The 12,382-nt window shown below is 69.8% G+C and carries 12 protein-coding genes; 3 read left to right on the forward strand and 9 right to left on the reverse strand.

All coding sequences use genetic code 11. From position 1 onward, the window contains the following. Nucleotides 1-48 precede the first annotated feature (48 nt). The gene (locus tag OG746_RS01645) at nucleotides 49-1,548 is read left to right on the forward strand and encodes a peptide MFS transporter (protein ID WP_266710972.1); all 1,500 of its coding nucleotides are present in this window, start codon (nucleotides 49-51) and stop codon (nucleotides 1,546-1,548) included. Between the two features lie 199 nt (nucleotides 1,549-1,747). On the opposite strand, the gene OG746_RS01650 is transcribed toward OG746_RS01645, so the two are convergent. The 6 genes from OG746_RS01650 to OG746_RS01675 all read right to left on the reverse strand — a co-directional run bounded on the left by OG746_RS01650 (nucleotide 1,748) and on the right by OG746_RS01675 (nucleotide 7,316). Then, nucleotides 1,748-3,073, reverse strand: coding sequence for a hypothetical protein (locus OG746_RS01650; protein WP_266718650.1), 1,326 nt, complete (start codon nucleotides 3,071-3,073; stop codon nucleotides 1,748-1,750). A 38-nt stretch (nucleotides 3,074-3,111) separates the two neighbouring features. Continuing rightward, complete coding sequence (locus OG746_RS01655) at nucleotides 3,112-4,254, reverse strand: hypothetical protein (protein ID WP_266710973.1); 1,143 nt, start codon at nucleotides 4,252-4,254, stop codon at nucleotides 3,112-3,114. Then, nucleotides 4,251-5,006, reverse strand: coding sequence for a hypothetical protein (locus OG746_RS01660; protein ID WP_266710974.1), 756 nt, complete (start codon nucleotides 5,004-5,006; stop codon nucleotides 4,251-4,253). Before OG746_RS01660 ends, OG746_RS01655 begins: the two co-directional genes overlap by 4 nt. A 301-nt stretch (nucleotides 5,007-5,307) precedes the next feature. Beyond that, entirely contained in the window at nucleotides 5,308-6,012 is a 705-nt protein-coding gene (locus OG746_RS01665; protein ID WP_266710975.1) for an LPXTG cell wall anchor domain-containing protein, read from the reverse strand. 145 nt (nucleotides 6,013-6,157) lie between these two features. Next, entirely contained in the window at nucleotides 6,158-6,649 is a 492-nt protein-coding gene (locus tag OG746_RS01670) for an ATP-binding protein (protein ID WP_266710976.1), read from the reverse strand. A gap of 283 nt (nucleotides 6,650-6,932) precedes the next feature. Continuing rightward, complete coding sequence (locus OG746_RS01675) at nucleotides 6,933-7,316, reverse strand: STAS domain-containing protein (protein WP_266710977.1); 384 nt, start codon at nucleotides 7,314-7,316, stop codon at nucleotides 6,933-6,935. A gap of 243 nt (nucleotides 7,317-7,559) precedes the next feature. Between OG746_RS01675 and OG746_RS01680 the strand changes: the two genes are divergently transcribed. Both OG746_RS01680 and OG746_RS01685 read left to right on the forward strand, forming a co-directional pair. After that, nucleotides 7,560-8,468, forward strand: coding sequence for an RNA polymerase sigma factor SigF (locus OG746_RS01680; RefSeq protein ID WP_266710978.1), 909 nt, complete (start codon nucleotides 7,560-7,562; stop codon nucleotides 8,466-8,468). A gap of 201 nt (nucleotides 8,469-8,669) precedes the next feature. Beyond that, nucleotides 8,670-10,355 carry a ricin-type beta-trefoil lectin domain protein gene (locus OG746_RS01685; protein ID WP_266710979.1) on the forward strand — a complete coding sequence of 562 codons (1,686 nt, stop codon included), beginning with the start codon at nucleotides 8,670-8,672 and terminating at the stop codon, nucleotides 10,353-10,355. Between the two features lie 3 nt (nucleotides 10,356-10,358). Here the strand turns inward: OG746_RS01685 and OG746_RS01690 are convergent, their stop codons facing one another. The 3 genes from OG746_RS01690 to OG746_RS01700 all read right to left on the reverse strand — a co-directional run bounded on the left by OG746_RS01690 (nucleotide 10,359) and on the right by OG746_RS01700 (nucleotide 12,289). Further along, the gene (locus tag OG746_RS01690; protein WP_266710980.1) at nucleotides 10,359-11,210 is read right to left on the reverse strand and encodes a helix-turn-helix domain-containing protein; all 852 of its coding nucleotides are present in this window, start codon (nucleotides 11,208-11,210) and stop codon (nucleotides 10,359-10,361) included. Nucleotides 11,211-11,312: 102 nt separating this feature from the next. Beyond that, nucleotides 11,313-11,510: a DUF397 domain-containing protein gene (locus OG746_RS01695; protein ID WP_266710981.1), complete on the reverse strand. Its 198-nt coding sequence runs from the start codon at nucleotides 11,508-11,510 to the stop codon at nucleotides 11,313-11,315. Further along, entirely contained in the window at nucleotides 11,507-12,289 is a 783-nt protein-coding gene (locus OG746_RS01700) for a helix-turn-helix domain-containing protein (RefSeq protein WP_266710982.1), read from the reverse strand. The genes OG746_RS01695 and OG746_RS01700 overlap by 4 nt, the downstream gene beginning before the upstream one ends. Between the last annotated feature and the right edge of the window lie 93 nt (nucleotides 12,290-12,382).

Here is a 12,382-nt window from a genome sequence, read left to right on the forward strand (position 1 = left end):
GCCCGCTCCCCACGAAGGTGCAGCGTCCCGAGCGAGCAAGGAACCCCCATGGCGTCCAGCCTGACGAAGGAAGCCACCGCGCCCGGCGCCGGTGAGAAGACCTTCCTTGGCCACCCTCGCGGCCTGGCCTTTCTGTTTCTGACGGAGATGTGGGAGCGCTACAGCTTCTACGGGATGCGCGCGCTTCTCGTGCTGTACCTGTCGGCCGGTGTGATCGACGGTGGCCTCGGCCTCGACATCGCCACGGCGACGGCGATCTACTCCGTCTACAACGCCCTTGTGTACCTGCTCGCCCTGCCGGGCGGCTGGCTCGGCGACCGCGTCTGGGGTCCGCGCAAGACGACCGCGGTGGGCGCGGGCATCATCATGGTCGGCCACTTCACGCTGGCGCTGCCCTGGGCCGGTTCGTTCTACCTCGGCCTCGGTCTGATCGCCGCCGGTTCGGGTCTGCTCAAGGCCAACATCTCCACGATGGTCGGCCACCTGTACCCGGAGAAGAACGACCCGCGTCGTGACGGCGGCTTCTCGATCTTCTACATCGCGATCAACGTCGGCGCCTTCTTCGCGCCGCTGACGATCGGCACGGTCGGCCAGAAGGTCAACTGGCACCTCGGCTTCGCGATGGCCGGTGTCGGCATGGCGCTCGGCCTGGTCTGCTTCCTGTTCGGCTTCCGCTACCTGTCGGACGAGTCCACCGTCGTCCCGTCGCCGATGAGCGACGACGAGAAGCGCGTGCTGTGGAAGAAGTCCGCGATCTGGGCCGCCATCGCCCTCGTGGTCTACGCCGCCGCCGGCGCCGGTGGCCTGCTGACCGTGAACTGGATGCTGTGGCCGCTCACCATCCTCGGCCTGGTCCTGCCCATCTGGTACCTGGTCAAGATGAAGCGCGACCGCGAGCTGTCCGACACCGAGCAGTCCCGCGTCTCCGCGTACATCTGGTTCTTCGTCGTGGCCGCCGTGTTCTGGGGCATCTACGACCAGACCGGTTCCACGCTGACCCTGTTCGCGCAGAACGACACCACCAACACGCTGTTCGGCTTCGAATTCCCGTCCAGCTGGTTCCAGTCCCTGAACCCGCTGTACGTCATGGCGCTCGCGCCGGTCGCCGCCTGGCTGTGGATCTGGCTCAACAAGCGCGGCAAGGAGCCCAGCACCATCTCGAAGTTCGCCAACGGCGTCTTCCTGATCGGTATCTCCTTCTTCGTGATGATGCTCGCCCAGACCGCGGCCTCCGGCGACGCCAAGGTCACGCCGCTGTGGCTGTGCTCGGTCTACCTGATCCAGACCATCGGTGAGCTGACGCTCTCCCCGGTCGGCCTCTCCCTCACCACGAAGCTGGCGCCGGAGAAGTACGGCTCGCAGATGATGGGTGTCTGGTTCCTCGCCGTCACCGCCGGTGACTCGGTCATCGCCCTGCTCCAGCTGATCGGCGCGCCGACCGACACCGAGTGGTGGTTCGCCTCCCAGGGCGCGCTCGCCGTCCTCGCGGGCGTCGCGGTCTTCATGTTCCGCCGGAAGGTCAAGCCGCTGATGGCGGGCGTGCACTAGCGCTCCGCTCGGCTACGTGAAGGGGCCGGTCCGCACCGTTTCGGTGCGGGCCGGCCCCTTCTGTGTGTGCTCCGACGCACGGGGCGGTCCCCCGGCGCCCGGCCTCGGGGCTCTGCCCCGGACCCCGCTGCTCAATCTCCCCCAGTTACCGCTGGGAGGTGCCCCCTGCAGAGGCTTGAATTGCCGGGGTCCGATGGGGCTATCGGCGGACCACCCGGCGTGCCCGTGGCAGGAACGTGAAGACCGCGCCGCCCAGGAGGATCACCGTGCCGGCCGCCAGGCCGAGGGCGCGGAGGGCGCCGTCGTTGGAGGAGCCGGTTTCGGCGAGGCCGCCGCCGGTTGCCGCGGAGCCGCCGGCCGCCGCGTCACCCGCGCCGCCCGCCGAACCCGAGCCGCCTGCCGCGCCGCCCGCCTGCTTCGACGTGTCGAGCTCCAGGGAGACCGGAGCGCTCTTCGGCGTGCAGGTGGTGGTCGTACCCAGCGCCTTCACCGTGAGGACGCCCGGCGAGAGCGTCGACTTGCCGTCGGCGCCCGGCTTGTACGTGCCGGTCAGGTCGGGAATCGTCATCGGGTCGCCGGACTTGATGGGCTTCTTGTTGGTCGGGCCCTCGACGGAGACCGTGCCCTTGTCGGAGCCGCCCAGCTTGACCGCCATCGACGGCTTCACCGAGTCGGCCGGGATGTCGGCCGGACTGTCCATCACGGACTTCTTGAACTTCACCGTGAGGCCGAAGTTCCCGCCGTCCTTCTTGGCGTTGATCTGCACCGGAGACGTGGCGCTCTTGTCGCCGATGGGCGTCTTGCAGGCGTAGGGGACGCTGACCTCCTTGCCGGTGAAGTCGCTCTTGCCGCTGTCGCCGCCGCCTGTGGAGGAGCCGCCCGAGTCACCGGACCCGCCCGCGTCGCCGCCACCGGAACTCGACGAGCCACCCGTCGAGGTGCCCGACGAGCCGCCGGTCGAGCCACCCGGCAGACCGCCGATGGCGCCACCCGAGCCGCTCGAACCGCCCGAACTCCCGGCGCCCTCAAGGACCTTGATGACCGCGCCGGGATCCACGGCCTCCTTCGGAGAGCACTTGGTGTCCGTCGACATCGGCTTGCTGACGTTGATGTTGTACTTGTCCGGGGTCAGCTTCAGCTCACCCGGCTTCTCCAGCTTCAGCTTGCCCTTCATCGTGGACAGCTTCATCGGGCTGTTCTTGGGGATCGCGGGGTTCTCGCGCGGCCCCTCCATCGCGATGTCACCGGTCTGCGCGCCGGCCGCCTTGAGCGTGCCGGTGGGCTGGACGGTGTTCTCGCTGAGGTCGAGGACGTCCGGGTTCTTCGACGCGCCCTGGATGAACTTCCAGGTCACATCGATGGTGTCGCCGACCTTCGCCTCGGCGGGCGCCGTGATCTGCGTGATGGTGGTGCCCTGCACCGGGTCGAGCCCGGAGATCGAGGGCGGTATGCACTCCGTCTTGTACGAGCTCTCGGCGGCCTGCGCGGGAGCTGCCACGAACAGCAGGCCCGCCCCGCCGAGCATCAGGGCGACACCGGCCGCGCTCACTCTCCGATGGGTGCTCACGTATTTCCTTTCGTCGTCGGACTGTTCTCGTGCGGTGCGGAGAGCTGACCGGCCTCGGGCCGCTCCGGACCGGTGGGACCGGTGTCCGGGGTGAACCAGGGCAGGGTCGTGGTCTGTGTCGTGCTCGTCGTGGGCGCGGGTGCCTCGCCGGAGGCGGGCCGCTTCGGCTTCTGCTGCGGGAGCCGCACCTTCGGAAGCCGTACGGTGCGCCCGCCCGCCCCGTTGGACGCCCGCGGCCCCCTGGACCTCGACCGGCGATCGCGCGGTCGTACGCGGTCCACGACGGCCATGCCGATCCGGAAGACGGCGGCCGGCACGACGATGCAGAGCAGGATCCAGAAGAGGGTGACGCCCCAGGGGCGGCCCACGCCCCAGGGCTGTTCGGCCAGCACCTTCCCGCCGTACTTGAGCGAGACGAGATAGTCGCCGTGCGCGCCCGCCGACAGTTCGACGGGCAGCTCGACCTGTGCCTTCTGCCCCGGCTTGATCGTGCCGCGCCACTGCTGGTCCTCCCATTGCGGCGCGAACACACCGTGGGAGGTGCCGACTTGGAAGATGGGATTCTTGACCGGGGTCGAGCCGACATTGCCCACGGTGAACGTGAAGGACCGCGACGGCGGGGCACCGAACCAGGTCAGCAGGCCGCTGGACCCGTCGAGCCGGGTGTCGGCCACCATGGACAGCTGTCCGCTGCCGGACGTCTTCGGCAGCGCCTTCACCGGATGCCCGGCCACCTGGAACACGGCGTCCGCCTGCGCCTTCTGCCCGGTCACCGTGGCGACATGGACGACGCACGGGCACGGATTCGGCGGCTCGGCGACCGGGAGCGACTTGCTGAACGCCCCCTTCGTGTCGGTGGTGACCGCGCGGCCCTCGGAGTTGGCGCAGGAGTTGGTGCCGCCGATGACGCCGCGCGACGGGCTGGACTGCCCGCAGATCAGCATCATCAGCAGCGTGTCGGGCCGCCAGCCCGCACCCTTCACGGTGATCGAACCCCCGGTCCCCGCCTGGGACTTGGAGAGGGTCACGGACGGCTTGTCGGCGGCTGCGGAGGCGGCGGCCGCCCAGGGCGCGGTGCCCGCGAGCAGGGCCGCCACGAGGGCGAGGACGGTCAGCAGCCGCGAGCTGCGGCGGTTCATGGCGCACTCCTTACGTTCCCTTGTCGGCGGAGCAGTCGGAGCAGGTGCGGCGGTACGGGCCAGGAGGGCCGTCGGCGGCGCAGGTACCAGTAGGCGGCGCACCCCGCCCCCGCCAGCACGGCGAGGATCCCGCCGACCGCCGCCCACGGCACGAACCGGGCGCTCGCCGTGGCCGAGTCCACCGCGCCGCCTCCCGCGGTGACCGTCACCTTCACGTCGACGGCGTCGAGCGCCGGGGCGTTCTTCCACGGTTCGGTGAGGCTGACCCTGCGGCCCGGCAGCAGCTGCACCGGCAGGGCCCGGCTCCTGTCGAGGGCGGCGCCGAGCACCCCGTCGGCCTTCACCGCGAGGCGCGGCGAGAGCGTCGTGTTGCCGCGGTTCACCACGTCGTAGGCGATGGCGCCCTTGTGCACCCGTACGTTCTCGACCGTGAGCGCGGACAGCGTGGGGCCGCTGACCCGCAGATGGACACTGACCCCGGCGTCACGCCCGCCCGCCCGTGCCACGACGGCGCCCGGGTGGTCGCCGGGGGTCGCGCCCGCGGGCACGGAGACCGTGAAGGGGACCTCGGCGCGGGTGCGCGCCGGGATCTTCACGGTCTTCTCGGCGAACCGGATCCAGGCCCCGGTGTCCGTGGCCTTCTTACGGACATCCAGCGCACCGTCGCCCTTATTGTCGGCGTCGGCCCCCCGCAGGGAGACCTTCAACGGCTTGTCCCCCGGATTCGCGACCGCCACCTTGTCCTCCAGCACAGACCCCGGAGTCCCCTCGGCGTAGATGTACGCCCGCCCGTCATCATCGGCGGGCCGGGTACCACCGGCAGAGGATGGCGCGACGGTCCAGCTGGGTCCAGCCGCGGCGACCTGGCCCGAGAGGCCACCCAGGAGGAGAGCCGCAGCAACAACAATCAAGCCCCTGCGGCGATTGAGCAGATCTCTCAAGCCCCTGCGGCGATTGAGCAGCGGGGTCCGGGGCAGAGCCCCGCGGCCGTAACACCGCGGGGCCCCACCTCGCATCGACGAGCGCAACGTCATCGCAGCTACTCACGCCCCCTTAACGGGACGCCGCCTGATGACGCCGCGTCAACCACAGCACCCCCGCCGCTCCGGCCAGGAGTACCGTCCCGCCAAGCGTGCCGAGCGCGATCGCCGAATCCTCCGGCCCGGTCTGCGGCAGCTCCCCGCCGCCGGACGGCGCCGACGCCGACGACCCCGAATCCGCGGCCCCGCCGCCACCCGCAGCCGCCTTCACGTCCATCTCAAGCGACGGCTTCGGACTGTTGGACGGCGTACACGTGGTGTTCGTGCCGAGCGCCTTGATGGTGAGGACGCCGGCGGTGAAGTTCACCTTGCCGCTCTTCTTCGGCGTGTACGTACCCGTCAAGTCACTGATCTTGATCGGGGTGTTGGCGGGGATCGCCTTGTCGTTCGGCGGCCCGGTCGCCGTGAACTGGCCGCTGTCCGCGCCGCCCACCTTGATCACCGCGCTCGGGTGCATGGCGCCCTTGCCGAGCTCGACGGGGCTGGACGAGACGCCCTTCTGGAAGGACATCGTGACCTTGTAGCCGCTGCCGCTCTTGGCGCTCTTGATGTCGATCGGGGAGACGGCTCCCTTGTTCCCGATCGGCGTCTTGCACTGGTAGTTCACGTTCTGCACCGTGGCCGAGGCGGTGGGGGCGGCCATCAGCACCGCCGAGCCCGCCAGGGCCGCGCTCAGCGCGAACGCGGCGGTTCGTTTCTGGTACGTCCGGTACGTCACCTCGAAGTCCCTTCAAACCGAAGGTTACTGACGGTTCATCAGATCTGGGTGGCTCAAGGTACGCCGGGGACCTTGCCGAGGGAAGACAAAGAGCACGCCGGATCGAAGTCGATCCGACGTGCTCCTGAGGACGCACGAAATGGGGCTACGCGGGGGCGCCGACCTCCGCCCACACGACCTTGCCCGTGACACCCGGGGTGCGGACAACTCCCCAGTCCAGGCAGAGGCGTTGGACGATGAACATGCCGTGCCCGCCGGGCCGTCCCGCCCGGTGCGGGGTGCGCGGCGCCGGCTGGCCCGCCCCGCGGTCCGTGACCTCGATGCGCAGCACCTTGTTGGCCGGGGAGTCGCCGAAGTACAGGATGATCTCGTCGGGCCCCTCGGCGTGCAGGCACGCGTTCGTGACGAGTTCCGAGACGACGAGCAGCACGTCCTCCGCCGCGGCCCGACGGTCCGCGGTCGCCGCCGGCAGCCATCCCCAGGCGTGCAGCGCTTCGCGGGTGAAGTCGCGGGCGAGCGGCACGATTCCGCTCGCGCCGCTGAGGCTCAGCCTGCGGACCCGCGCACCCGCGACGACCGGTACTTCACCGGACTCGGGGCCGTGGTCGCCCGGCGAGTAAGGCCGGGTGGTGCTCATCAGCACTTCACCTCACCGATTCACCAATTCAGCTTCAGGATTCAGGGTTCAGGGTCCGAGTGCCCACTGCCCGGCCATGAAGTCCGGGTCGCGGATCGGGGTCGGAGGGTCATCGGGGTCGCAGGGTCGGAGTCGCGTTCGGGGGGTCTCCTGCCCGAGGGAACGCCGGAAACACCCACTTGTTCAGAACAGCTCCTGTGACGCTGGTAACGCCTAGATCACACAGCGACAACTGGAGCGTAACTTCTGCAGTCGACCACAGTACGCAGTCGCCCGGTTCCGGTCAGTCGCCCGAGGGGTCCGGCTCGAGGGCCTCGCCGAGCGACGCATGCACCGTGAAGACGGCCTCCGCGCCGGTGATCTCGAACACCCTGGCAACCACCGGAAGCATGCCCGCGAGGTGCACTCCACCACCGGCCGCCTCGGCCTTCAAGCGGGCCCCGAGCAGCACGTTCAACCCCGTCGAATCGCAGAATTCGAGGCGCGAGCAGTCGATAACCAGCCTGGAATGTCCATTGCTGAGGCATTCATCCAGGGGTTCGCGCAGCAGATCGGCCGTATGGTGATCCAACTCACCGGCCGGGGTCACGACGGCACTGGTGCCCTCTTGTCGCACCTCGACCAGAAGCCGGCCCCGATGCGCACTGCCGACTGTCCCGCGGTCCATGACGTCTCTCTCTCGCTGCCTTCGACGTGCCGATTGACGCCCTCGAACACTACGCCCTCAGGCTGTGCATCGGCACCCGAACAACCTCTAGAATTCGGACATTTCGACTCAGAACGCACTTGCGGCCCGGTGTGGAAAACGGGTAGGCCTAGTAAGGACAACATTCGACCACGGCCGGCTTTGGAGGCGCCGCACTTAAAAGCAGTGCACGCATCGGCATCGGCAGCCATATGCCGAGAACGCATGGAGGACATCATGTCAGCCCGGCTCGACGAATCGCGTACTGACCAAGCGACGTCGACACTCCCCCCGGAAACTGTCGACGTCGAGGCGGAAAGCCTTGAGGGCCTCGAAGGCCTTCCGGAGATCCCCCCCTACGACGAGGTGGGGCCGCTCGACGCCCGAGCCCTCTCCAAGACCCTCTTCGAGCGGCTCGAGTCCCTCGAAGAAGGCACGCACGAATTTTCGTATGTCCGCAACACGCTGGTCGAGCTGAACCTGGCTCTGGTCAAGTTCGCGGCCTCTCGGTTCCGCTCCCGCAGCGAACCGATGGAGGACATCATCCAGGTCGGCACCATCGGCCTGATCAAGGCGATCGACCGGTTCGAACTGAGCCGCGGGGTCGAGTTCCCGACCTTCGCGATGCCAACCATCGTCGGTGAGATCAAGCGCTTCTTCCGCGACACCTCCTGGTCCGTGCGCGTACCGCGCCGCCTCCAGGAACTCCGTCTCGACCTCGCCAAGGCGGGCGACGAACTCGCCCAGCAGCTCGATCGCGCCCCCACGGTGGGCGAGCTCGCCGAACGCCTGGGCCTGTCGAAGGAAGAGGTCGTCGAGGGCATGGCGGCGTCCAACGCCTACACCGCCAGCTCGCTCGACGCCCAGCCCGAGGAGGACGACTCCGAGGGTGCGCTCGCGGATCGCATCGGCTACGAGGACCACGGCCTCGAGGGCATCGAGTACGTCGAGTCCCTGAAGCCGCTGATCGCCGACCTCCCGCCGCGCGACCGCAAGATCCTCTCGCTGCGGTTCGTCGCCAACATGACCCAGTCCGAGATCGGTGAGGAACTGGGCATCTCGCAGATGCACGTGTCGCGACTGCTGTCGCGAACGCTGGTGCGCCTGCGCAAGGGTCTGACGCTCGAGGAGTAATCGCGCGGACCCGTAACACCGGCACCACCCGTAACACCCTGTCACGTCGTGGGGGCCGACCGTAAGACGGTCGGCCCCCTCGATGTTTTTTATGCCAACTCCCGCCGCCCGGCGTCCTGTTACCGCGAGAAACGCCTACCCGTAGCACCTCTCCTGCACCACTATGAGCACCCATCTGGCACCCGGTGACAGGAGGACACGGTGTTTGCGAACGGTGGCGCCCATGCCACGGCGCCCGACCACCGGCTCGTCGCCCTGCTGCGGGCCGACACCCCGACCGCGTATCCGGCGCTCGGCGAGCTGCGCGACAGGCACCGGCACGCGCTCCTGGCGTACGCCCAGGTGTGCGCCAACGACACGGACGCCGCACGGCAGTTGGGCGCGCAGGCCTTCGCACGCGCCGCACGCGAGGTCGCGCGCGGCCTCGAACCGCGCGGCTCCTGGCGCCATCACGCGCTGCTGCTCGTCCACCGCACCGCGGCCGAGTGGGCCACCGACGAGCGCCGCGGGCGTCTCTCCCCCGGCCTGCTGGGCACCCTCGGCCCACCGGACGCCCCCCGGGCACCCGCTGCGCTGCTCTCCGCCTTCCATACGCTGCCGGCGCGCACCCAGACGCTGCTCTGGCACTCCGTGGTGGACGGGGATTCCGACGCCGCCACCGGCATCGCCACCGGAACGTCCGCGCGGGACGTGGCGCAGGCGCGGGGCGCCGCGCTCGACGCGCTGCGCGGCGCCTGCCTCGCGGCCCGGGCGGCCCGCGCGCAGGACACGCACTGCCGGGGCTATCAGCGCCTGATCGAGGAAGCGACCAGACCCGGTCGGCCACGCAACACCGCCGACCTGGACGCGCACTTCGCCCGCTGCCCGAGCTGCACCGCCGCGTACCTGGAGCTGACGGCCCTGCGGGACGATCCGCGCCGCGCGCTCGCGGAGGGCCTGTTGCCGTGGGGCGGCACGGACTACCTGCTGACCGAGGCGCCCGCCACGGCTCCGGCTCCTCCCACTCCTGCGGCTCCCGTGCCCCAGCAGGCCACCCCCCGCAGCCACCGCGCGACATCCACGACGAGGGCCGACCGTCGCCGCCCGGCCGGCCGCGCCCGCCGGAAGGCCTCCCGGCGCCCCGCGGTCGTCCGCGCGACGCCGATGGGGTTCGCGCTCGCCTCGGCCGCGGTCGGCGTGGCGCTCGTACCGCTGCTGATCCTGACGCTGACGGAGGGCCGCCCCGACCTGTCGGCGGTGGGCCAGGGCATGGGCGCCACACCCTCGACACCGCCTCCGGTCCGGGTGACGGTCACGGCGACGACGACGGCCACCACGACGACCACGACGACCGCCACCGCGACGACGACCGCGCGGAGCACGGAGACGATCACGGTGCCCCCGTCACCGAAGCCCACCACCAACCCCCCACAGGGGAAGCCGAGTTCGACCCTGTCCCCGTCCGGCAAGCCGAAGCCGCCGCGCTTCCGCCCGCCCGGCGAGGAGTACGCGGAGGTGATCGACGTCGCCTCCGGGCTGTGCCTCGACGTCTCCCGCACGCCCATGGCGGACGGCGACGACGTCGTGGCCGCGAAGTGCGACCGCACGGGCAGCCAGCAGTGGCGCGTGGAACCGGCCCGCGGCGTCATCCAGTCCGCCGCCAACCCCGACTTCTGCCTGGACAACCGCGGCGACACCGACCGCCCGATCGGCCTCGGTCACTGCACGGCCGCCGACGACGACCACGGAGCCGACCTCACCTTCTCCGTGCACGGCGACGGCTCGATCCGCCCCGCCGCCGACTGGAAAACCGCCGTCACCCCACTCGACGACGGCTCGTTCCGGCTGGGCCAGCGCAAGTTCCAGGGTGGGGACGAGCAGCGGTGGCGGGCGGGAAAGAGTCTGTAGCCGCTAGTCGACGGGGCGGAGGGCGGCCCTCGCGAGGGCGATCACGTCACGCAGGCCCTGGCCAGGGGTAGGTGCCGGTGCCGACGCCGGCTTCGCCGCGATCCCGGCACAGGCACGGCAGATCCCCTTCCCGACTCCTCGCGGCAGCGGGTCGCGGCACTCCGCGCATTCGCCGAGGGGAGCTACGCGCTTGCCCACGACGGGAGTTGGCGGGGCAGCGGCAGGCGGCCGGTTCTCCAGTCGATACCTGACGAGGGCGGCAGCGGAACGGAGTGCGCGTGGCAGGTCCGTGGTCAGGCAGCGACGGAGGTCGGTTTCGGTGGCGCCGGTCGCCAGTGCGCCGTCGATGAGCGGCGCGAGGCTTTCGACGTCGCGGGCGCCCAGGCGCAGCGCCGGTTCGCGGTCGGCGAGGCGTTCCAGGAACGCCGTCCCACGGTTGGGGGTGTTGTCCTTCGGGGTTTCGCCCAAGGGGTATGCGCCGACGGCCCGCTCGGTCGCGCCACCGACGGGCGGGTCCTGGTCGGTCGGGCCGAAGGCGGCGGTGACCTCTTCGGGTGACGTCAACGGCACGTTGGAGACGAGGACTTGAGTCGTCCAGCGCCCCGTCTCCGGATCCTGCGAGCGGCGCGTATGGAGGTACCCCTCCTCTTCCAGCTGCCGCCTGGCCTTTCGTACGGCCAGACGGCCTTCCGGCATCTTCTCGCCGAGGGACTGGACGGTTTCCCGGGAGCCCTCGGGGAGGGACAGGGCCCAGAGGAGGAGCCGTACGGCTGTGCCGTTCAGGCGCGGGTTCCGGATGATCTCGTTCGGAACCTGAGAGAAGAAACGGGCAGGCGGGATAGCATGCTTGAGCATCGCGATGGACCTCTGATCCATTCGTCGGTGAAGGCCCTCAGATTGGTGTTTGCGCACCGCTGAGGGCCGCTCCGTGTTTGCGCACGGAGCGTGATAACGCGATTACTGTAGCGCGGACTTCGCGGCGAAGTTTACGAAAGTGGTCCAGCTGTCGGCCGAAATGGCCAGTGTGGGGCTGGAGTTGGACTCGGCATTCTTCGAGTCGCGAATGTGGACCGTGGCGGCGTAAGCGACTTCGAGGCACTGCCCGCCCTCCGCGCCGCTGTAACTGGACTTGAACCATGCGAGGTTGGCGGTCATAGCTCCCCTGCCATCTGCTCGATCAGCTCCGCGGAGTCACCTGGGGTCAGGGCCTGCGTGCGGATCATGCCATAGCGCGTGTGCAGCACACTGACCTCGTCGCGATCGTCGATGATGCGGCCGTTCCCTTGCGTCTCAAGGTAAGCGAGCAACTGCCTTTCAGGGGTCTCCAGCAGGGTCATCGGGCCGTCCACGCCCGCGTGGCCCTCGTAGGACGTCGGCATGACCTGGATGGAGACGTTTCGCCTCCGGCCGACTTCGAGCAGCCGTTTCAACTGCCCCTTCAGGACGGCGGATCCGCCCATCGGCCGCCGCAGCACCCATTCCTCGACCACGAACGACAGCGAGATCGACGGCACGCGGTTCAGCAACACCTGCCGTGACAAACGCGCCTCCAAGCGGCGCTCGATCGCCTCCTCCTCCAACACCGGGAATCGGGCATTGAGCACCGCGCGCGCGTACCCCTCCGTCTGCACCAGCCCATTCACCAGATGCGTGTCGTACACGCAGAGGCCGACCGCTTCGGCCTCCCGTTCCACGTACTCCCCGAACCACGCCGGATACCGCCGCCGCTCAAGATGCGCGGCCGCCGCCTCCACCGCTTCCTGCGCCCCCAGGAACTCCCCCGCCCGCGCCACGAACCGCGCGCTCGGCATCCGCTCGCCGCGCTCGACCATCGCCACCTGCGACGCCGAATACCCGACGTACGCCCCGAAGTCGTCCCGCGAACCGCCCCGCGCCTCCCGCAGGGCCCGTACCACCGCGCCGAACATCCGCATGCTCGACGACCCGTCGACACAGTCCTGCACAAGGAACCCCCTCGCCTGCACACCTCGTTGTGTGCAGCTCCTGGTCCTGGTCAGGCTAGCCAG

It is taken from the genome of Streptomyces sp. NBC_01016 (assembly GCF_026341035.1).
GTDB lineage: Bacteria > Actinomycetota > Actinomycetes > Streptomycetales > Streptomycetaceae > Streptomyces.